The organism is Paractinoplanes toevensis (assembly GCF_018332695.1).
Classification (GTDB): domain Bacteria; phylum Actinomycetota; class Actinomycetes; order Mycobacteriales; family Micromonosporaceae; genus Actinoplanes; species Actinoplanes toevensis.
This window is the reverse complement of sequence record NZ_BOQN01000015.1, coordinates 82,923-108,942: the sequence shown is the minus strand read 5'-3', so window position 1 is coordinate 108,942 and position 26,020 is coordinate 82,923. Positions and strand designations below refer to the sequence as shown.

At 70.4% G+C, this 26,020-nt stretch carries 25 protein-coding genes; 19 read left to right on the top strand and 6 right to left on the bottom strand.

Going from position 1 to position 26,020, the window contains the following annotated elements:
- The first annotated feature begins 38 nt into the window (after positions 1 to 38).
- From Ato02nite_RS06310 to dapB, 6 genes are all read left to right on the top strand, one after another.
- Entirely contained in the window at positions 39 to 971 is a 933-nt protein-coding gene (locus Ato02nite_RS06310; protein ID WP_213005423.1) for a bifunctional riboflavin kinase/FAD synthetase, read from the top strand.
- A gap of 112 nt (positions 972 to 1,083) precedes the next feature.
- Positions 1,084 to 1,353: a 30S ribosomal protein S15 gene (gene rpsO / locus Ato02nite_RS06305; RefSeq protein WP_203800271.1), complete on the top strand. Its 270-nt coding sequence runs from the start codon at positions 1,084 to 1,086 to the stop codon at positions 1,351 to 1,353.
- 203 nt (positions 1,354 to 1,556) lie between these two features.
- A complete protein-coding gene (locus tag Ato02nite_RS06300) occupies positions 1,557 to 3,905 on the top strand; it encodes a polyribonucleotide nucleotidyltransferase (RefSeq protein ID WP_213005422.1) in 2,349 nt (782 codons plus the stop codon).
- A gap of 6 nt (positions 3,906 to 3,911) precedes the next feature.
- A complete protein-coding gene (locus Ato02nite_RS06295; RefSeq protein ID WP_438873015.1) occupies positions 3,912 to 5,285 on the top strand; it encodes a M16 family metallopeptidase in 1,374 nt (457 codons plus the stop codon).
- A gap of 80 nt (positions 5,286 to 5,365) precedes the next feature.
- Positions 5,366 to 6,244: a phosphatase PAP2 family protein gene (locus Ato02nite_RS06290; protein ID WP_246606198.1), complete on the top strand. Its 879-nt coding sequence runs from the start codon at positions 5,366 to 5,368 to the stop codon at positions 6,242 to 6,244.
- A 9-nt stretch (positions 6,245 to 6,253) separates the two neighbouring features.
- On the top strand, positions 6,254 to 6,997 hold the full coding sequence (gene dapB / locus Ato02nite_RS06285; protein WP_281419696.1) for a 4-hydroxy-tetrahydrodipicolinate reductase: 744 nt from the start codon (positions 6,254 to 6,256) through the stop codon (positions 6,995 to 6,997).
- A gap of 1,227 nt (positions 6,998 to 8,224) precedes the next feature.
- Here the strand turns inward: dapB and Ato02nite_RS06280 are convergent.
- Complete coding sequence (locus tag Ato02nite_RS06280) at positions 8,225 to 10,144, bottom strand: glycogen debranching N-terminal domain-containing protein (protein WP_213005419.1); 1,920 nt, start codon at positions 10,142 to 10,144, stop codon at positions 8,225 to 8,227.
- A 120-nt stretch (positions 10,145 to 10,264) separates the two neighbouring features.
- On the opposite strand from Ato02nite_RS06280, the gene Ato02nite_RS06275 reads away from it, so the two are divergent.
- The 6 genes from Ato02nite_RS06275 to Ato02nite_RS06250 are packed head-to-tail and all read left to right on the top strand — an operon-like array spanning position 10,265 to position 15,656.
- Positions 10,265 to 11,236, top strand: coding sequence for a LacI family DNA-binding transcriptional regulator (locus Ato02nite_RS06275; protein WP_213005418.1), 972 nt, complete (start codon positions 10,265 to 10,267; stop codon positions 11,234 to 11,236).
- 22 nt (positions 11,237 to 11,258) lie between these two features.
- Positions 11,259 to 12,479, top strand: a complete 1,221-nt coding sequence (locus Ato02nite_RS06270) for a sugar ABC transporter substrate-binding protein (protein WP_213005417.1) — start codon at positions 11,259 to 11,261, stop codon at positions 12,477 to 12,479.
- 4 nt (positions 12,480 to 12,483) lie between these two features.
- A complete protein-coding gene (locus tag Ato02nite_RS06265; protein WP_213005416.1) occupies positions 12,484 to 13,488 on the top strand; it encodes a carbohydrate ABC transporter permease in 1,005 nt (334 codons plus the stop codon).
- Positions 13,488 to 14,318 carry a carbohydrate ABC transporter permease gene (locus Ato02nite_RS06260; protein WP_213005415.1) on the top strand — a complete coding sequence of 277 codons (831 nt, stop codon included), beginning with the start codon at positions 13,488 to 13,490 and terminating at the stop codon, positions 14,316 to 14,318. Before Ato02nite_RS06265 ends, Ato02nite_RS06260 begins: the two co-directional genes overlap by 1 nt.
- Positions 14,319 to 14,352: 34 nt before the next feature.
- The gene (locus Ato02nite_RS06255) at positions 14,353 to 14,790 is read left to right on the top strand and encodes a hypothetical protein (RefSeq protein WP_213005414.1); all 438 of its coding nucleotides are present in this window, start codon (positions 14,353 to 14,355) and stop codon (positions 14,788 to 14,790) included.
- Complete coding sequence (locus tag Ato02nite_RS06250) at positions 14,787 to 15,656, top strand: MFS transporter permease (RefSeq protein WP_213005413.1); 870 nt, start codon at positions 14,787 to 14,789, stop codon at positions 15,654 to 15,656. Before Ato02nite_RS06255 ends, Ato02nite_RS06250 begins: the two co-directional genes overlap by 4 nt.
- Positions 15,657 to 15,857: 201 nt before the next feature.
- On the opposite strand, the gene Ato02nite_RS06245 is transcribed toward Ato02nite_RS06250, so the two are convergent.
- Entirely contained in the window at positions 15,858 to 16,685 is an 828-nt protein-coding gene (locus tag Ato02nite_RS06245; RefSeq protein ID WP_213005412.1) for a helix-turn-helix domain-containing protein, read from the bottom strand.
- Between the two features lie 104 nt (positions 16,686 to 16,789).
- Between Ato02nite_RS06245 and Ato02nite_RS06240 the strand changes: the two genes are divergently transcribed.
- Entirely contained in the window at positions 16,790 to 17,617 is an 828-nt protein-coding gene (locus Ato02nite_RS06240) for an SDR family oxidoreductase (protein WP_213005411.1), read from the top strand.
- A 92-nt stretch (positions 17,618 to 17,709) separates the two neighbouring features.
- Here Ato02nite_RS06240 and Ato02nite_RS06235 read toward each other — a convergent pair whose 3' ends face one another.
- The 3 genes from Ato02nite_RS06235 to Ato02nite_RS06225 are packed head-to-tail and all read right to left on the bottom strand — an operon-like array spanning position 17,710 to position 19,188.
- Positions 17,710 to 18,117 (bottom strand): thiol-disulfide oxidoreductase DCC family protein, encoded by a 408-nt coding sequence (locus Ato02nite_RS06235; RefSeq protein ID WP_213005501.1) that lies wholly within the window; start codon positions 18,115 to 18,117, stop codon positions 17,710 to 17,712.
- Positions 18,114 to 18,677: a GNAT family N-acetyltransferase gene (locus Ato02nite_RS06230; RefSeq protein WP_213005410.1), complete on the bottom strand. Its 564-nt coding sequence runs from the start codon at positions 18,675 to 18,677 to the stop codon at positions 18,114 to 18,116. Before Ato02nite_RS06230 ends, Ato02nite_RS06235 begins: the two co-directional genes overlap by 4 nt.
- Positions 18,678 to 18,687: 10 nt before the next feature.
- Positions 18,688 to 19,188: a GNAT family N-acetyltransferase gene (locus tag Ato02nite_RS06225; RefSeq protein ID WP_213005409.1), complete on the bottom strand. Its 501-nt coding sequence runs from the start codon at positions 19,186 to 19,188 to the stop codon at positions 18,688 to 18,690.
- A 40-nt stretch (positions 19,189 to 19,228) separates the two neighbouring features.
- On the opposite strand from Ato02nite_RS06225, the gene Ato02nite_RS06220 reads away from it, so the two are divergent.
- From Ato02nite_RS06220 to Ato02nite_RS52945, 6 genes are all read left to right on the top strand, one after another.
- Positions 19,229 to 20,446 carry a winged helix-turn-helix domain-containing protein gene (locus Ato02nite_RS06220; protein WP_213005408.1) on the top strand — a complete coding sequence of 406 codons (1,218 nt, stop codon included), beginning with the start codon at positions 19,229 to 19,231 and terminating at the stop codon, positions 20,444 to 20,446.
- Positions 20,447 to 20,451: 5 nt separating this feature from the next.
- On the top strand, positions 20,452 to 20,949 hold the full coding sequence (locus Ato02nite_RS06215) for a DUF2752 domain-containing protein (protein WP_213005407.1): 498 nt from the start codon (positions 20,452 to 20,454) through the stop codon (positions 20,947 to 20,949).
- Positions 20,950 to 20,975: 26 nt separating this feature from the next.
- Entirely contained in the window at positions 20,976 to 21,869 is an 894-nt protein-coding gene (dapA, locus tag Ato02nite_RS06210) for a 4-hydroxy-tetrahydrodipicolinate synthase (protein WP_213005406.1), read from the top strand.
- A gap of 16 nt (positions 21,870 to 21,885) precedes the next feature.
- Positions 21,886 to 23,574: a ribonuclease J gene (locus tag Ato02nite_RS06205; RefSeq protein ID WP_213005405.1), complete on the top strand. Its 1,689-nt coding sequence runs from the start codon at positions 21,886 to 21,888 to the stop codon at positions 23,572 to 23,574.
- 96 nt (positions 23,575 to 23,670) lie between these two features.
- The gene (locus Ato02nite_RS06200) at positions 23,671 to 25,203 is read left to right on the top strand and encodes a S1 family peptidase (RefSeq protein WP_213005404.1); all 1,533 of its coding nucleotides are present in this window, start codon (positions 23,671 to 23,673) and stop codon (positions 25,201 to 25,203) included.
- A gap of 58 nt (positions 25,204 to 25,261) precedes the next feature.
- Complete coding sequence (locus tag Ato02nite_RS52945; protein ID WP_213005403.1) at positions 25,262 to 25,672, top strand: DUF2784 domain-containing protein; 411 nt, start codon at positions 25,262 to 25,264, stop codon at positions 25,670 to 25,672.
- Here Ato02nite_RS52945 and Ato02nite_RS06190 read toward each other — a convergent pair.
- Entirely contained in the window at positions 25,569 to 25,991 is a 423-nt protein-coding gene (locus Ato02nite_RS06190) for a YbjN domain-containing protein (protein WP_307853584.1), read from the bottom strand. The genes Ato02nite_RS52945 and Ato02nite_RS06190 overlap by 104 nt on opposite strands.
- Positions 25,992 to 26,020: the final 29 nt, after the last annotated feature.

Below are 26,020 nucleotides of genomic sequence, written 5' to 3'. Positions count from 1 at the left end.
TACGCTGTGCCCGACGAGTGAGCTGGGGAGGACGAGACATGCAGCGGTGGCGGGGCTACGAGTCGGTGCCCGGGGGCTGGGGCCGATCGGTGGTCACGATCGGCGTCTTCGACGGCGTGCACCGCGGCCACCAGGCGATCATCGGGCACACCGTGAAACGCGCCCGCGATCTGGGCCTGCAGTCGGTGGTGATGACCTTCGACCCGCACCCGGCCGAGGTGGTGCGGCCGGGCTCGCACCCGGCGGTGCTGACCGAGCCGGTGCGCAAGGCCGAGCTGATCGAGCAGCTCGGCGTCGACGCGCTGTGCGTGGTGCCGTTCACGCCGTCCTTCTCCCACCTGACCGCCGAGCAGTTCGTGCACGACGTGCTGGTCGAGGCGCTGCACGCGGCGGTCGTGGTGGTCGGCGACAACTTCCGGTTCGGGCACCGGGCGGCCGGTGACGTGCCGGTGCTGGAGCGGCTCGGGCGGTCGTTCGGCTTCACGGTCGAGGACGCGCCACTGGTCGCGGCGGACGGACTGGTCTTCTCCTCGACGTACATCCGCAGTTGTGTTGATGCCGGGGACGTCCGGGCGGCGGCCGCCGCGCTCGGCCGGCCGCACCGCCTGGCCGGCGTGGTTGTCCGCGGTGACCAGCGCGGACGCGAGATCGGCTTCCCGACCGCCAACCTGATGACGCACCGCTACGCGGCGGTCCCGGCCGACGGCGTCTACGCGGCCTGGCTGATCCGCGGCGGCGAGCACGCGGGCCGGCACCCGGCGAGCGTGTCGATCGGCACCAATCCCACCTTCTCCGGCCGGGAGCGCCGGGTCGAGGCCTATGTGCTGGATTTCGCGGGCGATCTCTACGGTGAGCGGGTCAGCCTCGATTTCGTCGCCCACCTGCGCGAACAGCGGGTCTACGAGGGCATCGAGCCGCTGGTCGCGCAGATCCGCGAGGACGTGGAAGAGACCCGCTCGTTGCTCCGGTGACCCCCTGGTAGGGTTGACAGGACGCTGGTTGTCCAGCGACCGGTTCCGCGTGCCTGCCCGACGCCGCGGGTGCGGAATACCGTTGATCCGGCAACACAGAATTTCGGAGAGTATGGCGCTCGATCAAGACACCAAGAACAAGATCATCGACGAGTACAAGGCGCAGGACGGCGACACCGGGTCGCCCGAGGTGCAGGTCGCGATGCTGACCAAGCGGATCGCCGACCTCACCGAGCACCTGAAGGTGCACAAGCACGACCACCACAGCCGGCGTGGCCTGCTGCTGCTGGTCGGCCGCCGTCGCCGCCTGCTCAACTACGTGCAGAAGAAGGACATCGCGCGCTACCGGACGCTGATCGAGCGTCTCGGCCTCCGCCGATAATTCTTCAGGGGGAGTGGCCGACCGGGCCGCTCCCCCTAGCTTTAACCCACGGACCCGCGCGGTTCGCCAGGCCAAGACAGACACCGGTCCTCGGTAGTGGTTCCCAGGCCAACCATCCTGGGCACTTCGATCGAAGACCGGCCAGCCTGAACACCGCGCTGTAGAAGACCGCCGGGTCCTCGACGAAGGAGTACCGCAACAACATGACAGAGCAGAACGCTCTCGGAACTGAGTCCCGCACCGCCGTCATCGACAACGGTGCGTTCGGCACCCGTGAGGTGACCTTCTCCACCGGCCGCCTGGCCAAGCAGGCCGCGGGCTCGGTCATCGTCCAGCTGGGCGACACCGTGGTCCTCTCCGCGACCACCGCGAGCAAGGCGCCCAAGGAGCACTTCGACTTCTTCCCGCTCACGGTGGACGTCGAGGAGCGGATGTACGCGGCCGGCCGCATCCCCGGCTCGTTCTTCCGGCGCGAGGGTCGTCCCAGCGAGGACGCCATCCTCACCTGCCGCCTGATCGACCGGCCGCTGCGCCCGTCGTTCACCAAGGGCCTGCGCAACGAGGTCCAGGTCGTCGAGACGATCCTGGCGCTCGACCCGGCCCACCCGTACGACGTGGTCGCCATGAACGGCGCCTCGATGTCGACCAAGCTCTCCGGCCTGCCGTTCAGCGGCCCGGTCGGCTCGACGCGGGTCGCGCACGTCGAGGGCCAGTGGGTTGCCTTCCCGACCCTGGAGGAGCTCGAGCGGGCCACCTTCGACATGGTGGTCGCCGGTCGTGTCCTCGCCGACGGTGACGTCGCGATCATGATGGTCGAGGCCGAGGCCACCCCGCACGCGATCAAGCTGATCTCGGCCGGTGCCGTTGCGCCGACCGAGGAGGTCGTCGCCAGCGGTCTGGAGGCCGCCAAGCCGGCCATCCGTGAACTGTGCCGCGCGCAGAGCGAGCTGGCCGAGGTCGCCGCCAAGCCGGTCGCCGACTACCCGGTCTTCCTCGACTACCAGGACGACGTCTTCACCGCCGTCGCGGAGGCCCTCCGCGAGGAGACCGCCGAGGCCCTGAAGATCGCCGGCAAGCAGGAGCGCGAGGAGTCCCTCGACCTGATCAAGGCGAAGGCTCACGACCTGCTCGACGAGCGGTTCGAGGGTCGCGAGAAGGAGATCAGCGCCGCGTTCCGGTCGCTGACCAAGTCCGAGGTCCGGGCCCGCGTGCTGCGCGAGCAGATCCGGATCGACGGCCGCGGGCCGCGCGACATCCGGCCGCTGAGCGCCCAGGTCGGCGTCCTGCCGCGGGTGCACGGCTCGGCCCTGTTCGAGCGGGGGGAGACCCAGATCCTGGGTGTCACCACGCTGAACATGCTGCGTCTCGAGCAGACGCTGGACACCCTCGCCCCCGAGAAGTCCAAGCGCTACATGCACAACTACAACTTCCCGCCCTACTCGACCGGTGAGACCGGCCGGGTGGGTTCGCCGAAGCGCCGCGAGATCGGCCACGGCGCGCTGGCCGAGCGGGCCCTGGTGCCCGTGCTGCCCGCGCGCGAGGAGTTCCCGTACGCGATCCGCCAGGTCTCCGAGGCCCTGAGCTCGAACGGCTCGACCTCGATGGGCTCGGTCTGCGCCTCGACGCTGTCGCTGCTCAGCGCCGGTGTGCCGCTGAAGGCGCCGGTCGCCGGCATCGCGATGGGCCTGATCTCCGATGAGGTCGACGGCAAGACGCAGTACGTCGCGCTCACCGACATCCTCGGTGCCGAGGACGCGTTCGGCGACATGGACTTCAAGGTCGCCGGCACCAGCGAGTTCGTCACCGCCCTGCAGCTGGACACCAAGCTCGACGGCATCCCGTCGGACGTGCTGGCCGGCGCGCTGCAGCAGGCGCACGACGCCCGCGCGACGATCCTCGGCGTGATGGAAGCGGCGATCAACTCGCCGGCCGAGATGTCGGAGTACGCCCCGCGGGTCACCTCGGTGAAGATCCCGGTCGACAAGATCGGCATGGTCATCGGCCCCAAGGGCCAGACGATCAACGCGATCCAGGACGAGACCGGCGCCGACATCTCGATCGAGGACGACGGCACGATCTACGTCGGCGCGACGAACGGCCCGTCGGCCGACGCCGCGGTCGAGCGGATCAACGCGATCGCCAACCCGACCCTGCCGAAGGTCGGCGACAAGTTCCTCGGCACCGTGGTGAAGACGGCCGCGTTCGGCGCGTTCGTCTCGCTGCTGCCCGGCCGCGACGGCCTGCTGCACATCTCCAAGGTGGGCGACGGCAAGCGGGTCGACAAGGTCGAGGACTTCCTCAACGTCGGCGACAAGGTCGAGGTCTCGATCGCGGACATCGACGCCCGCGGCAAGATCTACCTCGACAAGGTTCGCCCCGAGGGCGAGGAGGCCCCGGCGGCGGCTCCGGCCGACGGTCAGGCTCCTCGTGAGTCCCGCCCGCCGCGCGAGGACCGTGGTCCCCGCGGTGACGGTGGCGGCGAGCCGCGTCGTCGTCGGCAGCGGGCCCCCGGTGGCGAGCGTGGCGACCGCGGCAGCGCACCGCAGGCGTAATCACCAGTGACAGCTAGTTCGCGCGGGCCGGCCGGAAGGCCGGCCCGCGTTGTCACCCCGTCCGACCGCCCCGCCACCACCCTGAATCGGATGAAAACAATTATCTTGCAGGAGGGTGCCAAGCGCACCACCCTGCCCAGTGGTCTGCGCATCGTCACCGAGGCGATCCCCGGCACCCGAAGCGCCTCGCTCGGCGTCTGGGTGGGCATCGGCTCGCGCGACGAGACACCGAACATGTCGGGCGCCTCGCACTTCCTCGAGCACCTGCTGTTCAAGGGCACCCACAAGCGGACGGCGCTGCAGATCTCGGCCGAGATCGAGGCGGTCGGCGGCGAGACCAACGCCTTCACCACGAAGGAATACACCTGCTACTACGCGCGGGTGCTCGACGCCGATCTGCCGCTCGCGGTGGATGTGCTGGTCGACGCGGTGGCCGACTCGATCCTCGAGCCGTCCGACGTCGAGACCGAGCGGGCCGTCATCCTCGAAGAGATCGCCATGCACGAGGACGAGCCCGGCGACGAGGTGCACGACATCTTCACCGAGGCGATCTTCGGGGACCATCCGCTGGGCCGGCTCATCTCGGGGACCGAGGAATCGATCACCCCGATGACCCGCAACCAGATCAACGGCTTCTACCGGCGGCGTTACACGCCGCCGCAGATCGTGGTCGCGGCGGCCGGCAACCTCGAGCACAACACGGTCGTACGCCTGGTGCGCAAGGCGCTCGCCGGGACGCCGCTGGACGGTCCCGTGGCCGCCCCGGCCGACCCGCGTACCGGTAGCAAGCGGATCCGTCACCAGAAGCCGCACACGGTCGTCCGCAACCGGGACACCGAGCAGGCGCACGTGGTGCTCGGCGGGATCGGTATCGGCCGCAGCGACGAGCGCCGGTTCGCCCTGGGCGTGCTCAACAACGTGCTCGGCGGCGGCATGTCCAGCCGGCTCTTCCAGGAGATCCGGGAGAAGCGCGGGCTGGCCTACTCGGTCTACTCGTACGCCTCGCAGTACGCCGACGCCGGAGTGTTCGGCGTCTACGCGGGTTGCGCGCCCGGCAAGATCGAGGAGGTTCTCGATCTGGCCCGGACGGAGCTGGCCCGGGTGGCCGCCGACGGCCTGACGGCCGAGGAGATCGCCCGGGGCAAGGGCATGGTCAAGGGAGCGTACGTTCTGGGGCTCGAGGACTCGGGCTCCCGGATGAGCCGGCTCGCCAAGTCGGAGCTGCTCTACGGCGACCTGATGAGCGTGGACGAGCTGCTCGGCCGGGTCGACGCGGTGACCAAGGAGGAGGTCGACGCGATCGCCGCGGAGCTCCTCGCCCAGCCGATGTCGCTGGCCGCGGTCGGCCCGTTCGACGAGGCCAGTTTTCCCCGCGGCTAACCTTGGACCCCGTGACAACGCTGGAGACACCGCCCGAGGCCGCCGCCCCACCCGACCGGCGCAAGCGCCGGATCATCGGCATGACGGTCTGGGCGGTGGCCTTCGGCCTGTTCGTGGCGTTCGTCGGGGTGCCGACCAGCGACCCGCTCACCGCCTTCGGCTGGCTGTGGCTGGCCACCATCGCGTGGCGCAACTACCAGCCGTGGCGGGAACACCTGCTGTTCCTGCGGGACTGGCTGCCGGTCGCGCTGCTGCTGGTCTTCTACAACGTCTCGCGCGGCTCCGCCGACAAGCTCTTCGCGCCGCACGTGCACTTCATGATCGACGCGGACGAGGGCATGTTCGGCTTGCTCACCGGCGGCCGCATCCCGACGATCTGGCTGCAGCAGCATCTCTACGACCCCACCCACGTGCCCTGGTGGGAGGTCGTGACCACGATGGTCTACATCTCCCACTTCCTGACCGTGCCCACGGTCGCCGTGGTTCTCTGGGTGCGCAGCCGCGGCCTTTCCTACCGGTTCATGCGCCGCTGGATCGCGCTGAGCATGGCCGGCCTGGTCACCTACTTCCTCTATCCGGCCGCCCCACCGTGGTGGGCCGCCGAGAACGGCTACCTGGCCGAGCCGGTCGCCCGCTTCTCCTCCCGCGGCTTCGACGTGCTGGGCCTGCACAGCGCCGGCAACACCCTCAACGCGCTGCAGGTCGAGCAGTCCAACCCGGTGGCCGCCATGCCGTCCCTGCACACCGCGTACGCGATGATGGCGGTCGCCTTCTTCCTGCCGATGGTCCGTAAGCGCTGGTGGCCGGTGCTGCTCGCCTACCCGCTGGCGATGACCTTCACGCTCGTCTACACCGGCGAGCACTACGTGATCGACGTGCTGCTCGGCTGGTTCTACGTGGGCATGGTCTTCCTCGCCGTGGGCTGGGCCGAGCGCTGGTGGGCTTCCCGCAAACGATAGGTTGGTCGGGTGACCCTTCGCGTGGGAGTTCTCGGTGCCCGGGGCCGGATGGGCCTAGAGGTGTGCAAGGCGGTCGACGCCGCCCCCGACCTGGAGCTGGTCGCGATGATCGACCAGGGCGACGTGCTGTTCAGCGCCTCCGACAACCATGCCGAGGTGCTGGTCGACTTCACCACCCCCGACGTGGTGATGGACAACCTGCAGTGGGCGATCGAGCGAGGCATCAGCGCCGTGGTCGGCACCACCGGTTTCACCGAGCCGCGCCTGGCCCAGGTGCGCTCCTGGCTGGCCGAGAAACCCGAGGTGGGCGTGCTGATCGCCCCCAACTTCGGCATCGCCGCCGTACTGATGATGCAGTTCGCCGCCAAGGCCGCCCGCTACTTCGAGTCGGCCGAGATCATCGAACAGCACCACCCGCGCAAGCTCGACGCCCCCAGCGGCACCGCGACCCGCACGGCCCAGCTGATCGCCGCGGCCCGCGAGGACGCCGGCCTGGGCCCGATGCCGGACGCGACGAAGGAAGAGGTAGACGGCGCCCGCGGCGCAAGCATCAACGGCGTGCGGGTGCACGCGGTCCGAGCGGCCGGCCTGCTGGCCCACCAGGAGATAGTCTTCGGCACCGACGGCGAACTGCTGACGATCCGGCACGACTCACTCGACCGCGTCTCCTTCATGCCCGGCGTCCTGCTGGCGGTCCGCAACGTCCAGAAAAACCCGGGCCTGACGATCGGCATCGACTCCCTGCTCGACTGAGCCGCGTCTTCCGCCCCGGCTGCGTCGTTCGCCTGCGCTTCTTTTTCGGTACGCCGTGCGACCAGTCCCGGCCACCCAGTTCTCTCTGCGCGGTCCTCACCCTCCGCGCGCCCGCGCCGGGCGGGCCCGCCGCAAACGCCAGACCCCTGCCCACTCCTCCGCCGTGCCGCCGCCGGAGGCTCTGCTCGCGACGCCCCGCTGTGGCTGGCGGCTCTGCTCGCGGACGCCCCGCTGTGGCTGGCGGCTCCGCTCGCGGACGCCCCGCTGTGGCTGGCGGCTCCGCTCGCGGACGCCCCGCTGTGGCTGGCGGCCCTGTTCGGGGAAGCCCCGGCTCTACACCGCCGACCGCTGGCCTGCCGACCTCCCGGAGGGGTATCCGGGCTAGCCCGAGCCGCACTCCACCTCGCGCCCAGATCTTGTGGCCTTGCTGCGCGCTCCGTACCCCAACTCAACAAGGTCGAGCTGGAGCAGTTCTGACAGCGACGATATAAGCGGCATGTCATATTTTCCGCGCGGGCGTGGTCCACTCCGATCGTGCGTCGGCCGGCTGCCGGAGGCTGGCGAGTTGCCGCGCTTGGATCATCGAGCGCAGCTCCGGCCGCCGAGCCACTCGGATATGCCGATCCCCGGCCGCGCCGACCCGGGCGGATATGCCGATTCGAGGCCGCGCCGAGCCAGGCGGATATGCCGATTCGAGGCCGCGCCGAGCCAGGCGGATATGCCGATCCGCGGGCGTGCCGGGTCAGCCGGCTTGGTCGGTCCGTGGGCGTGCCGGTCCGCGGCCAGGCCAGTCGGATATGCCAGTCCGCGGGCAGGCCGGTCCGCGGGTGCTCAATCGCGGTGGGCGGACTCGCGGGGTGGCGGCCGGACGTGCCGGTTCGTGGGCGTGCCGGTTCGCAGGCGGCCTCAACCGCGGTGGGCGGACGCGCGGGGTGGCGGCTAGGCGTGCCGGTTCGTGGGCGGGCTCAGCCGCGGTGGGCTCTCGACGCGCGGGGTGCGCGTGAGCGTGCCGGTTCGTGGGCGGGCTCAGCCGCGATGGGGGCGCGACGCGCGGGGTGCGGGTGGGCGTGCCGGGTTGGTGGACATGGCGGTTGGTGGGCGTGCCGGTTCGTGGGCGGGCTCAGCCGCGGTGGCGGCTCGACGCGCGGGGTGTGGGTAGGCGTGCCGGTTCGTGGGCGTGCCGATCGTGGGCGTGCTGGTCCGTGGGGGCGGGCCCGGCCGTGGGGGTCAGGTCACGCGGAGGGTGGGCGGTAGGCCGGTCAGGGTGGTGCCGTCGAAGTTGACCTCGTGGCCGGCTATGCGTAGGCCGTGGACTGCCGGGGCGTTCGGCAGGGGCTTCAGGTGGATGACGCCGGACGGTACGTCGGGGGTCAGGCCGATCCAGGACTGCAGCATGAGGATGGATGCGGCCGCCGACCAGGCCTGGGGATGGCAGGCGGCGGGATAGGAGACGGGCCGGGACAGGTCTGCTCGGGCGTCGCCGGCGTAGAGCTCGGGCAGTCGGAAGTCGAAGGTCTCGGCCGCGGTCAGCAGGCCGTCGAACAGGGTCAGGGCCTCGGTGGCGAAGCCGCCTCGGGCCAGCCCGGCGGCGACGATCGCGGTGTCGTGGGCCCAGATCGAGCCGCAGTGGTACGACAGGGGCGCGAAGCCGTGGTCGTTCGACGACATCGTGCGCAGGCCGTAGCCGCCGGACATGTCGTCGCGGGCCAGCGCCGCGGCAACCGTCGTCTCCTCGGCGGCGGTCAGCAGGCCGGTGCCGAGCAGGTGGCCGATGTTGCTGGTCAGCGAGTCGACCGGGCGCTTGTCGCCGTCCAGGGCCAGGGCGGGATGCCGGCCTTGGTGCACCCAGAACGCGGCCCGGAAGCGGTCGGCCATCGCGGCCGCCCACTGTCGCCAGCGGTCGCCGCCGGGGCGGCCGAACGCGTCCAGCAGGGCGGCGCCGTCGAGGGCCGCCCGGAAGGCGTAACCCTGCACCTCGGCCAGGGCGATCGGCGCGGTGGCGCGGCGGCCGTCGTGGAAGCGGATCGCGTCGCCCGAGTCCTTCCAGCCTTGGTTGGCCAGGCCGTGGCCGGTCGTGTCGAGGTATTCGAGGAAGCCGTCGCCGTCGGGGTCGGCGTGCTCGGCCAGCCAGGCCAGCGCCGCCTCGAGCTGCGGCAGCAGGGCCGCGACCTCGGCCGGGTCGTGCCCCCAGCGCCAGGTGTCGTGGAGCAGGCTGATCCAGAGCAGGGTGGCGTCGATCGTGCCGTAGTAGGTGGCCGGCAGGGACGCGCTCACGTCGGACCGGCGCAGCTCGTGCATGATCTTGCCGGGGGCCTCGCCGGTCTCCGGGTCGACCTTCGAACCCTGGCGGCGGGCCAGCACCCGCAGCGTGCCGATGGCCAGGTCGGTGCCGAGCGGCAGCATCATCCGCGCCGCCCACAGGCTGTCCCGGCCGAAGAGCGTCAAATACCACGGCACGCCGGCGCCGAGGAACGTGTCGCCGTCGTCGATCGCGGTGGTGAGGCGCAGCGCGGCCAGGTCGTCGAGGGACCGGTCGACGAGCCGGGGGAGCCGCCGGTCGTCGGCCCGCACCGAGGGCCGGGACCACTCGCCGCGCGTGCCGGGAAACATCACCGCTTTCGGGTCGTCGACGGTCAGTGACCAGCGCAGCACCACCGACTGGCCGGGCGCGAGGCTGACCTGCCAGGTGCGGGCCGGGTCGATGTGGACGGTGACGTCGAGCCGGGTGTCGGATTTCCGGCCCGAGCGCACCACCTCGAGCGGCGCGAGGTCGCTCGCGGTCTCGACGGTGACCGTGGTGGTGACCGGGACGGTGGCGGTCGAGGCGATCTCGATCTCCTCGTCGACGGCGCCGGGGCGGACCCGTCGGGTGCGGATCACCCGGATCGTCGGGTCGGCGATCTGGTCGCCGAGCCGGCGGGCCACCGAGACGAACCGGGTCGCGCCCGGCCCGGCCGGGGCGTAGCCGATCGGCTCGGGCTCGCGGTCGTCGAGACGCAGCACCGCCGTGGAGAGAACCCGGCCGTCGGCGTGGAAGACACCCTGCACTCCGGCCGGTCTGATCTGACCGTCCGCACCGGACAGTGCCACGGTCGGGGCGGCGATCGTCGGGATGAGGTCGTGCAGGAGGGGCTGAAGCGGCCTCACGAGATCTCCTTGACAGGTGCCGGGGGTGGTGCGAAGGTCGAAACAAATCCGCAACTTGATCGATCCAATGATGCCGGATCGGGCTTTGATCGTTCAAGAGGATGAAAGGGATTGATAACGGTGGAGAAGGTCACGATTGCCACGGTCGCCGAGCGGGCCGGGGTGTCCCGCCAGACCGTGTCCAATGTGATCAACACGCCCGAGGTGGTGCGCGCCGAGACCCGCGAGCGCGTCCGTGCGGCCATCACCTCCCTCGGTTATCGGGTCAATCAGGCCGCCCGGCAGATGCGCACCGGCCGGTCGAGGCTCATCGCGGTGCGCATCGAGTCGGGCAGCGACGGCATCAACGGCTCGGTGCTCGATCGTTTCCTGCATGGGCTCACCGACGCGGCGACCCTGGCCGGCTACCGCGTCATGCTCTACACGGCCGCCGACGACGCCGACGAGATCGCCACCTACGACGACCTGCTCACCGCGCACGACCTCGACGGGTTCGTGCTGACCAGCACCCACCACGGCGATCCGCGCACGTCCTGGCTGGCCGCCCGGGACGTGCCGTTCGTGACCTTCGGCCGGCCGTGGGGCGCCCCCGACACCCATTCCTGGGTCGATGTGGACAACGACGCGGGCACCCTCGCCGCCACCAAGCACCTGCTCAAGGCGGGCCACCGACGGATCGGCTTCCTCGGCTGGCCGAGAGGTTCCGGCGTGGGCGACGCACGGCGTACCGGATGGGCCGCCGCCATGACCGCCGCCGGCCTCGACGTCACCGGGCTCTCCGTCGCCGTGATCGACGGAGTCGATTCCGGCGCGGAAGCGGCCGGCCGGTTCCCCGACGATCTCACCGCGGTCGTCTGCGCGAGCGACTCGCTCGCGCTCGGCGCCCTGCGCGCGCTGCCCGGCCGCGCGGTGATCGGTTTCGACGACACCGCGGTGGCGCACGCGATCGGCCTCACCAGCGTGAGTCAGCCGCTCGCCGAAGCCGCCGCCCGCTGCATGCACCTGCTCACCGAGTTGCTCGACGGCCGCGCCCCGGCCACATCCACCCAGCTGTTGCTCCCGCCGTCGTTGGTGGTGCGCCAGACGGCCTGACTCCCCCCTCCAGGAGATAGGCATGAAACTCAGAAAGGCGGCCCTCGCCGCGATCGCCTCCGCCTCCCTCGTCGCCGCCGGCGCCTGCGGCAGCGGCTTCGACGACCAGACCACCCAGCAGAGCAGTGGGCCGGCCAGCCTGCAGATCATGATCGCGTCGTCCGGCGACGCCGAGACCAAGGCGGTCAAGGACGCGGCCGCCGCCTGGGCCACGTCGAGCGGCAACACCGCGACCGTCACCCCGGCGCAGGACATCGTCCAGCAGCTCGGGCAGGCACTGGCCGGCAGCACCCCGCCGGACGTGTTCTATGTGGATGCCGCCCGGTTCGCCGACTACGCGAGCGTCGGTGCCCTCGACCCCTATGCGAAGGGTGACGCCTTCCTGCCCAAGCTCAACGAGTCGTTCACCTACGAGGGCAAGCTGTACTGCGTTCCCAAGGACGCCTCCACCCTCGCGCTGGAGATCAACACCGATCTCTGGGCCAAGGCCGGGCTCACCGACGCCGACATCCCCACCACCTGGGACCAGCTCACCGCGGCCGCCCGCAAGCTCAAGGCGAGCGGCGTGACCCCGCTCGCGATCGGTGACACCCGAGACCGGATCGGCGCGTTCCTGGTGCAGGCGGGCGGCTGGTGGGTCAGCGCCGACGGCAAGCAGCCGACCGCCGACACCCCGCAGAACGCGCAGGCCCTCACCTACCTGAAGTCGCTGCTGACCGAGGGTCTGGCGAAGTACCCGAAGGCGCTCGACGCCGGCTGGGCCGGTGAGGCCTTCGGCAAGGGCAAGGCCGCGATGACCATCGAGGGTAACTGGATCAAGGGCGCGCTCAGCTCCGATTTCCCCAACATCAAGTACGTCGTGAAGGAGCTCCCGGCCGGCCCGAAGGGCAAGGGAACGCTGTCGTTCACCCAGTGCTGGGGCATCGCCGCCAAGAGCAAGTTCAAGGACCAGTCGGTCCGGTTCGTCGAGGCGATGACCACCGCCGACCAGCAGATGTCCTTCGCCAAGGGGTTCGGCGTGATGCCGTCACGCACCGACGCGCAGGCCACCTACCAGCAGCAGTACCCGGACGACGCGGCCTTCATCGCCGGCGCGCAATACGCACAGGGCCCGGTGAACGCACCCAAGATGGACAGCGTCCTGGCCGACCTCGACTCGGCGCTTCAGGGCCTGCAGACCGGTGACCCCAAGGCGATCCTGCAGCGCTTCGACAAGAACGCCAAGACGGCGCTCGGCGGCTGATTACATGGCGTCCGGCATCCGCGGCAACGAGCGTGGCGCGGGGTGGCTGTTCGTCACCCCCGCCCTGCTCATCCTCGGTCTCTTCATGGCGCTCCCGATCCTGATGGCGCTCTGGGTGAGCCTGACCCGGTGGAACGGGCAGGGCAGCCCGTTCACCTTCGGCGTGCCGTTCGCCGGGGCGGACAACTACACCCGGTTGTTCGCCTCCGACGGCCTGGTTCGCCAGGACTTCATGACCAGCATCCGGAACAACGGCTACTACGTGCTGTTCGTGGTGCCGATCCAGACCGCGCTGGCCCTCGGTCTGGCTCTCGTGGTCAACAACCGACTGCTCAAGGGCAAAGGCTTTTTCCGTACGGCGTTCTACTTCCCGTCGGTGACCAGCTCGGTGGCGATCAGCGTGGTGTTCCTGTTCATGTTCGCCAACACCGGCGCGATCAACGACGTCCTGTCGTTCTTCGGCATCAACGGGCCGCAGTGGTTCAACGATCCCCGCGGCGTCTTCCACCTGGTGCTCGGCGACTCGGCGCCGGCCTTCATGACGGATCACTCCCTGCTCGGACTGACCTGGTGGGACTGGATCGCCGGGCCGAGCGTGGCGATGTGCGCGATCATCTCGCTGGTCGTGTGGACCACGTCCGGCACGTTCATGCTGATGTTCCTGGCCGCCCTGCAAAACCTTCCGGTGCAGCTCGACGAGGCCGGCATGATCGACGGGGCGAACCGGTGGCAGCGGTTCCGGCACATCACCCTGCCGCAGCTGCGGCCCACCACGTTCCTGGTGCTCACCCTCGGGCTGATCTCGACCTGGCAGGTCTTCGACCAGATCTACGTGATGAGTCAGGGCAACCCGGCCAAGACCACGCTGACGCCGGCGTACCTCTCCTATCGCACCGCGTTCCGCGACTTCGACTACGGCTCGGGCGCGGCGATCTCGTTCGTGCTGTTCGTGTTCATCGTGCTGCTCACCCTGCTGCAACGGTGGATCCTCCGGGAGAGGAAGCCCTGATGCGTACGCTCACCAGCCGTTTCCTCGGCTACGCGATCCTGATCTTCTTCTCCCTGGTCTTTCTCTATCCGTTCGTGATCCAGATCGCGAACTCGTTCAAGACCGAGGCGGACGCCGCGGCGAACCCGCTGTCGCCGATCCCGCATCCGGTCGACACGTCGTCCTTCGAACGGATCTTCGACGGCACCCAGTTCCCGACGTGGCTGGGCAACTCGGTGCTGGTAACCGTGGTCGTCACGGTGGGCCGGGTGCTGTTCGGGTCGATGGCCGGTTACGCCCTGTCCCGGCTGCGCTTCCCCGGCCGGCGGGGACTGTTCGTCCTGCTGATCGGCCTGATGGCGGTGCCGCCGGTGGTGCTGCTCATCCCGAAGTTCCTGGTCCTCAACCAACTGGGGATGTACAACAGCTATCCCGCGCTGATCGTGCCGCTGCTCGCCGACGCCGCCGGCATCTTCATCATGAAACAGTTCTTCGACTCGGTGCCGGTCAGCGTCGAGGAGGCGGCCCGCATCGACGGCGCCGGAGTCTTCCGCACGTTCTGGTCGGTGGTGCTGCCGACGGCCAGGCCGGCCCTGATCACCCTGACCATCCTGTCGTTCCAGGGCTCGTGGAACGAGTTCCCGCACACGCTGGTCTCGGTGCAGGACCCGGGGCTGTTCACCCTGCCGCGCGGCCTGGCCGACCTGGTCAGCGGCTCGCTCGGAGCCGGCACCCAATATCCCCTCAAACTGGGCGCGGCGCTGCTCGCCACCATCCCGGTAGCGATCATCTTCGTGGTCTTCCAGCGCTACTTCGTCCGCGACGCGAACGAGGGGGCAGAGCGAGGCTGAGTTGCCTGGACGGCAGCCGGTAGGTTGTCGGGCGATGGACGAGATGACCGTGCGCGGCCGGTGGATCCGGGTCGCGGCCACCCTGCTCTGCGGGGTGCTGCTGCTCGGCGGCACCCTGTTCGGGGTGGATGACGACTTTCCGTTCGGGCCGTTCCGGATGTATGCCACCGGGCCCGACCCGAACGGCGACGCCAAGGACACCCGGGTCGAGGGCACCGACGAGCAGGGCCGCACGGTGCAGATCACCGAGGGCAACTCCGGCATCCGGCGGGCCGAGATCGAGGGCCAGGAAGGGGCGTACGTCGCGGCGCCGTCCCGCCTGTCCGAGGTCGCCGCGGCCTACCAGGAGCACTCGCCGGGTGCGGCGCCGCTGAAGTCGGTGCGGATCGTGGTGCGGTGGGTCGGGATCAAGCACGCCCGCCCGACCGGCACCTCGCGCGACGAGGTCATCGCCGAGTGGAGGCGGCCATGAGGTGGCTCTTCGCGCCGGTGCCGCTGGGCCGGATCGCCGCGTTCCGCACGCTGGTCTACCTGTTCGTCGCCGCCGACCTGGTCATCTTCACGCCGTGGGTGCGGTCGCACGCGAACACACCCGGCGAGCTCTACCAGCCGCTGCGGGTCGGCCGCCTGCTGCACCTGCCGACGCCGACCGCGCTGATCGTGCATACGGTGTTCTGGGCGCTGATCGTGCTGGCGCTGGCCGCCGCGACCGGGCGAGCACCGCGGGTCCTGGGCTGGCTGGTCTTCGCGCTCTACTTCGAGTGGATGATCATCGCGATGAGCTACGGCAAGGTCGACCACGACCGGGTCGGGCTGCTCGTGGCGCTCGCGGTGCTGCCGACGATCGGCCGGGCGCGGCACGGGGACAAGACGCTCTCCTCGGCCGGCGGCTGGGCGCTGCGGGTCACCCAGATCGCGGTCGTCTGCACCTACTTCCTGGCCGCCTGGGCGAAACTGCGCTTCGGCGGCCTGGACTGGCCGACCAGCGCGGTGCTGGCCCAGGCGATCATCCGGCGTGGCACCTGGTTGGCCGATCAGATCGCCGTCGTCCCCGGCCTGCTGATCGTCGCGCAATTCGGCATCATCGCGTTCGAGCTGCTCAGCCCGCTGATCTTCGTGGTGCCGCAGCGATGGCGCTGGGCGGCGGTGGCGTTCTTCTACTCGTTCCACCTGATGACGTTCGCCATGATCACCATCTCGTTCGCGCCGCACCTGGTCGCGATGACCAGCTTCCTGTCGCTGGAGAAGGTCCGCCCGATCGTCTGGATCCGCCACCGGCTCGGTCGCGCCCCGACCCCGTCGCCTCCCCCGAGCCCGGTGCGCGAGCCAGCAACGTGACCACGGCCCGGTCGGGTGCGGCCGGCCGGGCCTGCCACCGGCCGAGGCCCGCCGAGACCGGCCTGAGTGCCGTCCGGCGGGCCGGGTGGGAGCGGGCTTGCCGTCCGGCGGGCCGGGTGGGAGCGGGCTTGCCGTCCGGCGGGCTGGGTGGGAGCGGCCTGAGTGCCGTCCCGGGCGGGCGAGGCCGGGAGGGGGCCCCGATCACCGCTCCGCCGGGCCCGCTGGGAGCAGGTCGGCCAGGGTGGCCAGGCCCGCGGCCGATGGGGTGTTCGGCTCGGCGTGCAGGAGCAGCATTTCCAGGCCGTCCGCGCCTACCACGGCGAACTTGTCGATCAGCAGCTCCAGTGCGCCGACCCGGGGATGGCGGATCAGGAACCGGCCGCCCTGGGCCGTCCGCACGTCGTGCCTCGCCCACAGCCGGCGGAAGCGGTCGCTCTTCAGGGAGAGTTCGCCGATCAGCGCGTGCAGGCGTTCGTCCTCGACGTCCGTGCCGATCTGGGCCCGCAGGTGGGCGACCGCGTCGGCGGTGTGCCGCTCCCAGTTGGGGTGGTAGTCCCGCATCGCCGCGTCGGTGAACAGTGCCCGCAGCCGGTTCGCCCCGGGTTTCATGTCCGGTGACAGCGCCTGGGCCAGCGGGTTCGCCGCCAGCACGTCGGAGTAGCGGGTGAACACCACGGCCGGCACGTTGATCGTCCGGAGCAGCACCTCGAGGCTCGCCGGGACCCGGGGCTCGCGGCGGCCGTCCCGGCGGCGGGATCGGGGCGTGGCCAGCGCCATCAGGTAGGCCGTGCCCTCGGCGTCGAGCTGGAGCACCCCGGCCAGTGCGTCGATCACCTGGGCCGACGGGTTGCGGTCGCGGCCCTTCTCCAGTCGCAGGTAGTACTCGGCGCTGATGCCGGCCAGCATCGCCACCTCCTCGCGGCGCAGTCCGGGCACCCGGCGCAGGCCGGTCCCGGGCGGCAGGCCCACCTCGGCCGGCGTGACCAGCTCACGCCGTGCGCGCAGGAAGTCCCCGAGGGCGTTGTCCATGGTCACCACGGTAGGTCGCGGTCCGGATCGGTGCGGGGTCCCTGTCACTACCCGTAACGACGGGGAACTCCCGCCCCGGCGCCGGGCCTCGGAAGATCGTCGGCATGACAACTCGAACCTGGTTCATCACCGGCGTCAACAGCGGCTTCGGGCGGGAGCTGGCGGCTCAACTGCTGGATCGCGGCGACCGGGTGGCCGGCACGGTCCGGCGGGAGGGCTCGGTCGGCGATCTTGCCGACAAGTACGGCGACCGCTTCTGGGTCGGTCACCTCGACGTCACCGACCCGGCCCGGATCCGCACCGTGGTGGACGCCGCCTTCGCCGAGCTCGGCCGGATCGACGTGGTGGTGGTCAACGCCGGCTACGGGCTGATGGGTGCGGCCGAGGAGTTCACCGACGAGCAGGTCCAGCACCAGATCGCGACGAACCTGGTGGGGGCGATCCGGACGGTCCGGGCCGCGCTGCCGCACCTGCGGGCGCAGGGCGGTGGCCGGCTGATCCAGCTTTCCTCGGTGGCCGGGCTGGCCGCCTTCCCGGGCGGGTCGCTCTACCACGCGACGAAGTGGGGCGTCGAAGGGTTCATGGAGGCCCTCGCGGCCGAGGTGGCGCCGTTCGGTATCGGGGTGACGATCGTGGAGCCGGGTGGGGCGCGGACCGCGTTCGCCGGCGGCAGCCTGCAGCTCGGTGCGCCGCTGGCCGCGTACGACGGGACGCCGGCCGCGTTCGTGCGCGGGATCAGGGACGGTCGGGTCCCGATCGTGGGGGACCCGGCGAAGATGATGGCCCGGGTCATCGAGAGCGTGGACCTCGAACCCGCCCCGCTGCGGCTGGTGCTGGGCACGGACTCCTATCGAGCGGCCACCGCCGCGCTGCGCGCTCGCCTGGCTCAGGTGGAGCCACAGGAAGCCACCGCGTCCACGACCGACGCCTGATTTTCCGGGCAAACACCGCCCGGCGGTGGTGCACGGAGGGTGAGTTGCACCCGGCTGGACCGGGAATCGGGGACTTCCCGATGCGCGTACTTCTAGTTCTGGTTTCCGAAGAGCAGGTCCCGCTGAGCTTGCGGTAGCGAACAGGCCGCCGTTCCGCCCGGCAGCAGGTGGCGGTGGTCGGCGACCCAGCGGTAGGCCGGCCAGGCCGCCAGGCGGACCGGGCCCAGCTGGAGTGCGCCGCCGGCCAGTTGCCAGGCCCGGCCCGCATCGCGCAGCAGCAGCGCGATGGCGTCGGGGCCGGCGGCGGTCGCGCCGTCGGCGGCGACCCACTGCACGGCTTCCTCGCACTCTTCCTGCGTCAGGCCCAGGCCGTCGAGGTCGGCGAACTGCCACGGGATCACCCTGGCGTGGGTGGGAATGCGGCGTTCGATGAACTCGGCGCAGGTGGTGCAGAAAGCGCAGTCGCCGTCATAGACGAAGGTCGGGGTCACGTTTTCTATTCTGCGCTCAGCGACACGTGGTAACGCAGTTGGGGGACGAGCATGTCGTCCACGTCGAGGGCGCGGCCGGCACCGTCGGGTTCCCAGCCGGCCGTGCTCAGGAATTTGTGCATCGCCTGGTCCTGCTCGTAGAGCCAGGCGACGGCGTGGCTGAAACCGTCCTCCCGCCAGAGGTCGACCGAGGCCGAGAGCAGGCGGCTGCCGTGGCCCCGCCGGCCCCAGCGCGGCTCGACCAGCAGGTCGGTCACGGCGGCGTAGGTGATCGGCAGCGCCGGCTCCTCGGGGGCCAGCGCCTGCTCGTCGGCCGGGCCGGAGGCGGCGAAACCGACCACCTCGTTGGAGCTTTCGCCCTGCTCGACGGCGATCAGCACGCGGTGCCGGGAGGACGGGGGTGACTGGATCGCCTCGTCCCAGCCGCGCGCCAGGTAGGCCTCGTCCAGGTTGGCCAGGATGTGCGCGGGGAACATCCGCCGGTACGCGGTTCGCCAGGTGGAGAGCTGGATGCGGGCGATGTCGCCGGAGTCTTCCGGACGCGCCGGACGGACGAAGCCGAGTGCCATGACGGCGAGCCTACAGAGAGGTTGTGTACCGCAACTCGGGCAGTTGTGCCTCAGTCCCGCGCGGGGTGTACGTGTCGGTGGCACCGTCCGGCGCTAGATCCATCCGTTCGTAGAATTGGCGGGCGCGATCATTCTCGGCAAGCACCCACAGGCGCATTTCCGGGTAACCGCTTGCCTTCAGGGTCTCCTTCGCCGCGGTGAGCAATTGGCGTCCGGTCCCGCATCCCCATTGATCGGGCAAGACATAGATGGCGTAGAGCTCGCCGATCCTCGGATCGGTGCGATCGGGACCGAAACTGACGAAGCCGACGATGCGGCCGTCCTCCTCGGCGACCAGGGTGTGCGCTCCCGGCGGCCGCGGTTCGGTGCGGCGGCGCTCGGCGCTCACAGCCGGATCGAGGGCGGCCAGGTAGTCGGCGGGAATGATGCCCGCATAACCCACCTGCCAGGTGCGTACGTGCACTTCACCGACCGCGCCGTAGTCGGCCTCGGTGATCGGGCGGATCGTCATGCCGCGATTTTGTCGTACCCCTGCTCTAGCGTGCTCGTCGATGACGTTCGAAGAGCTCTCCGTCGCTCAGGCCCGCCGCATCGCGCTGGCGGCCCAGGGCTTCGCCGACCCGCGACCGGGCGGCGCCACCGACATGCGCCACCTGCGCCGCGTGCTGCGCCGGCTGCACCTGATCCAGATGGATTCGGTCAATGTGCTGCAGCGCGCCCACTTCATGCCGCTCTACAGCCGGCTCGGCCCCTATCCGGTCGAGCTGCTCGACCGGGCGGCCTACCGAAAACCCCGGGAGCTGTTCGAGTTCTGGGGGCACGAGGCGTCGCTGATCACCACCGACCTGCAGCCGCTGTTCCGATGGCGGATGGCCCGGGCCGCCGATTTCGCCTGGGGTGGCATGGTGCGCATCGTGCGGGAGCAACCCGAGCTGGTCGCCTGGGTGCTCGACGAGGTGCGCGGCCGTGGCCCGATCACGGCGGCCGAGCTCGAGCACGACACCCCGCGTAACAAGGACAACTGGGGGTGGAACTGGTCGGTGGTGAAACAGGCGCTGGAGTGGCTCTTCTTCAGCGGCCAGGTGACCGCGGCCGAGCGTACGACGTCGTTCGCCCGCCGTTACGACCTGCCCGAGCGGGTGCTGCCGGCCGCGGTGCTCGACGCGCCGACCCCGGCCTATCCGGATGCGATCCGGGCGCTGGTGGGCCTGTCGGCCCGGGCGCTCGGGGTGGCCGCCGAGCGGGAGCTGCGCGATTACTTCCGGCTTCCGGTCGAGGGCTTCAAGCAGGCCGTCGCCGAGCTGGTCGAAGACAAGGTGCTCACCCCGGTCACCGTGCGCGGGTGGCGGCAGCCGGCCTATCTGCACCACGAGGTGAAACTGCCCCGCTGGGTGCGGGCGGCCACCCTGGTCAGCCCGTTCGACCCGCTGATCTGGGAGCGAGAACGCACCGAGCGGCTGTTCGACCTCAGCTACCGCATCGAGATCTACGTGCCGGCCGCGCAGCGCCTCTACGGCTACTACGTTCTGCCGTTCCTGCTGGGCGACCGGTTCGTGGCCCGGGTCGATCTCAAGGCCGACCGCAAGGCCGGGGTGCTGCGCATCCCGGCGGCCTGGCTCGAGCCCGGCGCGTCGGCCGACGAGACGGCCGAGGCGCTCGCCGTCGAGCTGCACCGGCTGGCCGGTTGGCTCGGCCTGACGGCGGTGGAGATGCCCGAGCGGGGTGACTTCGCGGGCCCGCTGGCCAGTGCCCTCGCCGGTGTACCGTGACGGCCATGGTTGTGGAAGGCCCGCCGCTGCCCCCGGAGTGGTATGCACCGCCCCGCCCGGACCCGGTGACCCGTTTCGTGCAGCGCGTCTGGACCCGATCGCCGATCTGGGCCGCCCCGGTCGCCCTGCTCGCCTGCATGGGCGGCGCCGTGGGTTACACGCTGGCCACCCACCCGGCCGAGGCCGCCGCCGGTGACGCACCCACCTGCCTGCTGAAATACACCACCGGCTTCGTCTGCCCGGGCTGCGGCGGCACCCGAGCGGCGTGGTATCTGCTGCATGGCGACATCCCCGCCGCCGCCCGGCACCACCTGATCTTCACGTTCGCGGTGCCGTTCCTGCTCTACATGTACGTCGCATGGGCCGGCAAGCGGTTGTTCAACTGGAAGCTGCCGCAGCTCACCGTGGGTCCGGGCGCGATGATCGCATTCGTTGCGATCTGGGGTGTCTGGAGTGTGCTGCGTAACCTGCCCTGGGCCCCGTTCACCGCTTTCTACGTCTGAGCGGGGCGTCCGATAGGTTGTGGGGTATGACGCACGACCCGCGACCCTTCGGACGGCTGTTGACCGCCATGGTCACCCCGTTCGCGCCGGACGGCTCCCTCGACGTCGAGGGCGCGGCGAAATTGGCCACCTATCTCGTCGACGAGCAGCGCAACGACGCGCTCGTGATCTCGGGAACCACCGGTGAGTCGCCCACCACCTCCGACGCGGAGAAGGACACGCTGCTCCGCGCGGTGGTCGAGGCGGTCGGCGACCGGGCCCGGGTGGTGGCCGGCGTGGGCACCAACAACACGGCCCACACGGTGGAGCTCGCGCACGCGGCCGAGAAAGCGGGAGCACACGGCCTGCTGGTCGTGACGCCTTACTACAACAAGCCGCCGCAGGCCGGCGTCGCGAGGCACTTCCTCACCGTCGCCGACTCGGTCGGGCTGCCGATCATGGTCTACGACATCCCGCACCGGGCCGGCACGGCGATCGCCACCGAGACCATGTGCCGGATCGCGGAGCACGACCGGATCGTCGCGGTCAAGGACGCCAAGGGTGACCTGATCGCCTCCTCGTGGGTGACCACCCGCACCGACCTGGCCTACTACTCCGGCGACGACGCGGCCACGCTGCCGCTGCTCTCGATCGGCGGGGTCGGCCTGGTCGGCACCTCCACCCATTTCACCGGCCCGATCGCCAAGGACATGATCGAGGCCTACGAGCGGGGCGATGTCGCCGCCGCTCTCCACCTGCATCGGCAGGCTTTGCCGCTGTTCACCGGCATCTTCCGGTCGCCCGGCACCATGCTGGTGAAGGCCGGTCTGCGGGCGAAGGGACTACCTGCGGGCCCGGTCCGGTCGCCGCTGGTCGACGCGAGCGACGAAGAACTGAACCAACTGCGCGAGGACTCCGCTGAAGCCGGAATTGTCCTCTGATAAAAGAAAGACGCAAATGAGTCAAGCTCACGTGGAGCTGGAACCGCCGCCGCCGCTGCCGGAAGGCGCCCTGCGCGTCACCCCGCTCGGTGGGCTCGGTGCCATCGGCCGCAACATGACCGTGCTCGAGTTCGACGGCAAGCTGCTGATCATCGACTGCGGGGTGCTTTTCCCCGACGTCGAACAGCCGGGCGTCGACCTGATCCTGCCCGACTTCACCCCGATCCTCGATCGCCTCGATGACATCCAGGCGATCGTGCTCACCCACGGCCACGAGGACCATATCGGTGCCGTGCCCTATCTCCTGGCCCACAAGGCGGACATCCCGCTGGTCGGCTCCGAGTTCACCCTCGCGCTGGTCGAGGCCAAGCTGGCCGAGCGCCGCCTGGACCCGTACACGTTGACCGTGCGGGAGGGTGGCAGCGAGCGGCTCGGCCCGTTCGACTGCGAGTTCTTCGCGGTCAACCACTCGATTCCGGACGCGCTGGCGGTCGCCGTGCGCACCCCGGCCGGTCTGGTGCTGCACACCGGCGATTTCAAGATGGACCAGGTGCCGCTGGACGGCCGCATCACCGACCTGGCCGGCTTCGCCCGGCTCGGCTCGGAGGGCGTCGACCTGCTGCTGTCCGACTCGACCAACGCCGAGGTGCCCGGTTTCGTGGCCCCCGAGCGCGACATCGGCCCGGTGCTCAGCCGCATCTTCGGCAAGGCCCAGGGCCGGATCATCGTGGCCAGCTTCGCCTCGCACGTGCACCGGGTGCAGCAGGTGTTCGACGCCGCCTGGGAGTACGACCGCAAGGTCGCCCTGATCGGCCGCTCGATGGTCCGCAACATGGGCATCGCCCGCGACCTCGGCCTGCTGAACGTGCCGGACGGCCTGCTGGTCAGCCTGGACGAGGCCACCAACATGCCGGCCGACGAGATCGTCTTCATGTCGACCGGGTCGCAGGGCGAGCCGATGAGCGCACTCGGCCGGATGGCGACCGGCGACCACCGGCACATCACCATCACCCCGGGCGACACCGTGGTGCTGGCCAGCTCGCTGGTCCCGGGCAACGAGACCTCGGTCTACCGGGTGATCAACCGGTTGTCCCGGGCCGGTGCCACCGTCGTGCACAAGGAGACGGCCAAGGTGCACGTCTCCGGTCACGCCCCGGCCGGCGAACTGCTCTTCCTGCTCAACGTGGTGCGCCCGAGCAACCTGATGCCGGTGCACGGCGAGTGGCGGCATCTGCGCGCACACGCCCAGCTGGGCATCGAGTCGGGCGTCGCGCCCGATCGGGTGGTCCTCTGCGAGGACGGCGACGTGGTCGACCTGGTCGAGGGGCACGCACGGCACGTGGGCCGGGTGCAGAACCGGTACGTGTACGTGGACGGCCTCGCGGTCGGTGACGTCAGCGAGTCGCTGCTCACCGAGCGGCGCATCCTCGGCGACGGCGGCTTCATCTCGGCCACCGTGGTGATCGACTCGGTGACCGGCAAGGTGGTCGGCGAACCGAGCATCTCGGCCAAGGGCTTCAGTGAGGACCCGGACGCGTTCAATCCGGTGATCCCGCTGCTCACCGCGGCCCTGCACCGCTCGGCCGAGGACGGCATCACCGACACGCACCAGCTGCAGCAGGTGGTGCGGCGCACGGTCGGCCGGTGGGTCAACGACGCCTACCGGCGCCGGCCGATGATCGTGCCAACTGTCGTAGAAGTCTGATTCACAGCAACCAATTTCAACCTTCGGCGATCCTCCTGCGTACCTCTGGTCACGGTGCCGCCCCCACGGCACCCGTGGCGAGGGGAGTACCTCAAGATGCAGCGCAGCAGGATCGCCGTGGCGGCGGCGGTCGTGGCGGCGGCCGGAGCGGCAGTGGCTTTCACCCTGCCCTCCATGGCCGGCACCACGCCGACTGCCGGCCAGGGCGCCTCCACGAAGTCCGATGTGGCCCCGCAGATTCTTGCGGCCATGGCCCGGGACCTCGGTCTGGACGGCGACCAGGCGACAGCACGCCTCAAGCGTTCGGAGTGGGCGAGCGGGGTTTCGGCGCGGCTTGCCGCCGAGACCGGCTCCGACTTCGGCGGGGCGTGGCTGGCGACCGACGGGACCACGCTGAAGATCGCGGTGACCGACCCGGACGCCGAAGCCGCCGTACGGAAAGCCGGAGCTGTACCGGTGCTGGTCAAGCGCAGCGAGCAGACGCTCGTGACGGCCAAGGAGAAGCTGGACGCGGCGCTGTCCGACGCGACCGGCCTCACCAGCTGGTACGTCGACGTGGCCACCAACAAGGTGGTCGTCGTGGCGAAGCCCGGTGCGGCGACCGAGGCGAAGAAACTCGCCAGGTCGGCCGGCCTCGCGAGCGACGCCGTCACGGTCACCACCAGCAAGGCTTCGCCGAAGACGCTGGCCGACATCCGCGGCGCTGACGCCTACTTCATCGCCGTCGAGGGCGGTACCGCCCGGTGCTCGATCGGCTTCTCGGTGGAGGGCGGATTCGTGACCGCCGGTCACTGCGGCGCGGTCGGCGACAAGACCTTCGCCAACGCTCAGGGCACGGCCCAGGGCACCGTGGCCGCCTCGGTCTTCCCGGGCAACGCCGACATGGGATTCGTCGAGGTCGGCGCCGGCTTCACGCCGCGCGCCGTGGTCAACGACTTCGACGGTAATGAGCTGCCGGTGGCCGGCAGCACCGAGGCCCCGGTCGGTGCGGCGGTGTGCCGTTCCGGCTCCACCACCGGCACCTTCTGCGGCACGATCCTCGCCAAGAACCAGACCGTGGTCTACCCGGAGGGGCAGGTCACCGGCCTCACCCGGACCAACGTCTGCGCCGAGGGCGGCGACTCGGGCGGCCCGTGGCTCTCCGGCGACCAGGCGCAGGGCGTCACCTCCGGTGGCTCCGGCGACTGCACGGTCGGCGGCGAGACCTTCTTCCAGCCGGTCAACGAGATCCTGGCGACCAACGACCTGACCCTGGTCACTTCCGGTGGGGGCGGCGGCGACGCTTCGGCCCCGCCGGCCACCGAGCCGACCGAGTCGGCCACCGCGTGCGATGGCCAGCAGGTGCAGCGGACCGGCGACATCGCGGCCGGGGCCGCGCAGGCCCAGCCGAACGGCGGCGCCTACCGGGCCAACGCCGGCCGGCAGACGGCCTGCCTGGACGCACCCGACGGCACCGACTTCGACCTGGTCCTGCAGCGGTTGACCAACCGCGGCTTCCGTAACGTCGCGCAGGCCAGCGGCGACGGAGACAAGACGCTGAGCGTGAACGTGCGCTCCGGCACCTACCGGTACGTGGTCGTGGCTACCTCCGGCTCCGGCTCGTACACCCTGGGGTTCAGCGCCCCGTAACGGATACGGCGGCTGTCGCCCCACCTGCCGGGGGTGACAGCCGCCGTACCGTGAACTCATGTGGGAAGCCGTCGCGTACGCCGCTGTGGTCGCGCACTTCGCGTTCCTGGCCCTGGGCATACTCGGCGGCTTCGCCGCGTGGCGATGGCCGTGGCTGATCGGGGCGCAGGTCGCCGCGGCCACCTGGCTCGTGCTGGTGGTGGCCGCGAGCCTGCCCTGCCCGCTCACCTGGGTCGAGGACCAGGCCCGGCACCGAGCCGGCCGGCCGGCGCACGTCGGCGGTTTTCTCGACAACCACGTAGCGGGCGTTTTCTACCCGGTGGGGCACGAGGCGGCCGCGCGGCTCGTGGTCGCCCTGATCATCCTCAGTTCGTGGGCCGGTCTTGCCGTAGCACTGCGACGGCGTCGGCGAGCTGACAGCCCGTCGCGATCCCGCAGATCATCACCTGATCGAGCTGCTCGAGACTGACGCCTTTCTCCCAGTCGGCGACCACCTCCCCGATCACGTTGACCGTGCCGTCGTCCTGAATGTGCACGTACGCCTTCGGCCAGAGCCGGTCGTGGTTCCACGCGTTGCAGAACTCGTAGAGCCGGGTCACGTCCTCCATCCCGAAGACGTGCTGCACCATCGCGCGGACCTGCAACATCTCGCGCTGTTCGCCGATCTGGAAGAAATAGACCAGGTTGCCCTGGAAGTTGCCGACCACGTCGCCGTCGGCATCGACCATGAACGAGAACCCGCGGGCGTCCAGCACCGACTTGATCATTTCGTGGGTCAAAGCCTGCACGGGAGCGATCCTAGGCCGCCGCGGCCGGA

Bases quoted from the DNA above. Each gene is read 5' to 3' on its own strand.
- Ato02nite_RS06310 (WP_213005423.1), top strand. From the start codon at position 39: ATGCAGCGGTGGCGGGGCTACGAGTCGGTGCCCGGGGGCTGGGGCCGA.
- rpsO (WP_203800271.1), top strand. From the start codon at position 1,084: ATGGCGCTCGATCAAGACACCAAGAACAAGATCATCGACGAGTACAAG.
- Ato02nite_RS06300 (WP_213005422.1), top strand. From the start codon at position 1,557: ATGACAGAGCAGAACGCTCTCGGAACTGAGTCCCGCACCGCCGTCATC.
- Ato02nite_RS06290 (WP_246606198.1), top strand. From the start codon at position 5,366: ATGACGGTCTGGGCGGTGGCCTTCGGCCTGTTCGTGGCGTTCGTCGGG.
- Ato02nite_RS06270 (WP_213005417.1), top strand. From the start codon at position 11,259: ATGAAACTCAGAAAGGCGGCCCTCGCCGCGATCGCCTCCGCCTCCCTC.
- Ato02nite_RS06265 (WP_213005416.1), top strand. From the start codon at position 12,484: ATGGCGTCCGGCATCCGCGGCAACGAGCGTGGCGCGGGGTGGCTGTTC.
- Ato02nite_RS06260 (WP_213005415.1), top strand. From the start codon at position 13,488: ATGCGTACGCTCACCAGCCGTTTCCTCGGCTACGCGATCCTGATCTTC.
- Ato02nite_RS06255 (WP_213005414.1), top strand. From the start codon at position 14,353: ATGGACGAGATGACCGTGCGCGGCCGGTGGATCCGGGTCGCGGCCACC.
- Ato02nite_RS06250 (WP_213005413.1), top strand. From the start codon at position 14,787: ATGAGGTGGCTCTTCGCGCCGGTGCCGCTGGGCCGGATCGCCGCGTTC.
- Ato02nite_RS06245 (WP_213005412.1), bottom strand. From the start codon at position 16,685: ATGGACAACGCCCTCGGGGACTTCCTGCGCGCACGGCGTGAGCTGGTC.
- Ato02nite_RS06240 (WP_213005411.1), top strand. From the start codon at position 16,790: ATGACAACTCGAACCTGGTTCATCACCGGCGTCAACAGCGGCTTCGGG.
- Ato02nite_RS06230 (WP_213005410.1), bottom strand. From the start codon at position 18,677: ATGGCACTCGGCTTCGTCCGTCCGGCGCGTCCGGAAGACTCCGGCGAC.
- Ato02nite_RS06225 (WP_213005409.1), bottom strand. From the start codon at position 19,188: ATGACGATCCGCCCGATCACCGAGGCCGACTACGGCGCGGTCGGTGAA.
- Ato02nite_RS06220 (WP_213005408.1), top strand. From the start codon at position 19,229: ATGACGTTCGAAGAGCTCTCCGTCGCTCAGGCCCGCCGCATCGCGCTG.
- Ato02nite_RS06215 (WP_213005407.1), top strand. From the start codon at position 20,452: ATGGTTGTGGAAGGCCCGCCGCTGCCCCCGGAGTGGTATGCACCGCCC.
- dapA (WP_213005406.1), top strand. From the start codon at position 20,976: ATGACGCACGACCCGCGACCCTTCGGACGGCTGTTGACCGCCATGGTC.
- Ato02nite_RS06205 (WP_213005405.1), top strand. From the start codon at position 21,886: ATGAGTCAAGCTCACGTGGAGCTGGAACCGCCGCCGCCGCTGCCGGAA.
- Ato02nite_RS06200 (WP_213005404.1), top strand. From the start codon at position 23,671: ATGCAGCGCAGCAGGATCGCCGTGGCGGCGGCGGTCGTGGCGGCGGCC.
- Ato02nite_RS52945 (WP_213005403.1), top strand. From the start codon at position 25,262: ATGTGGGAAGCCGTCGCGTACGCCGCTGTGGTCGCGCACTTCGCGTTC.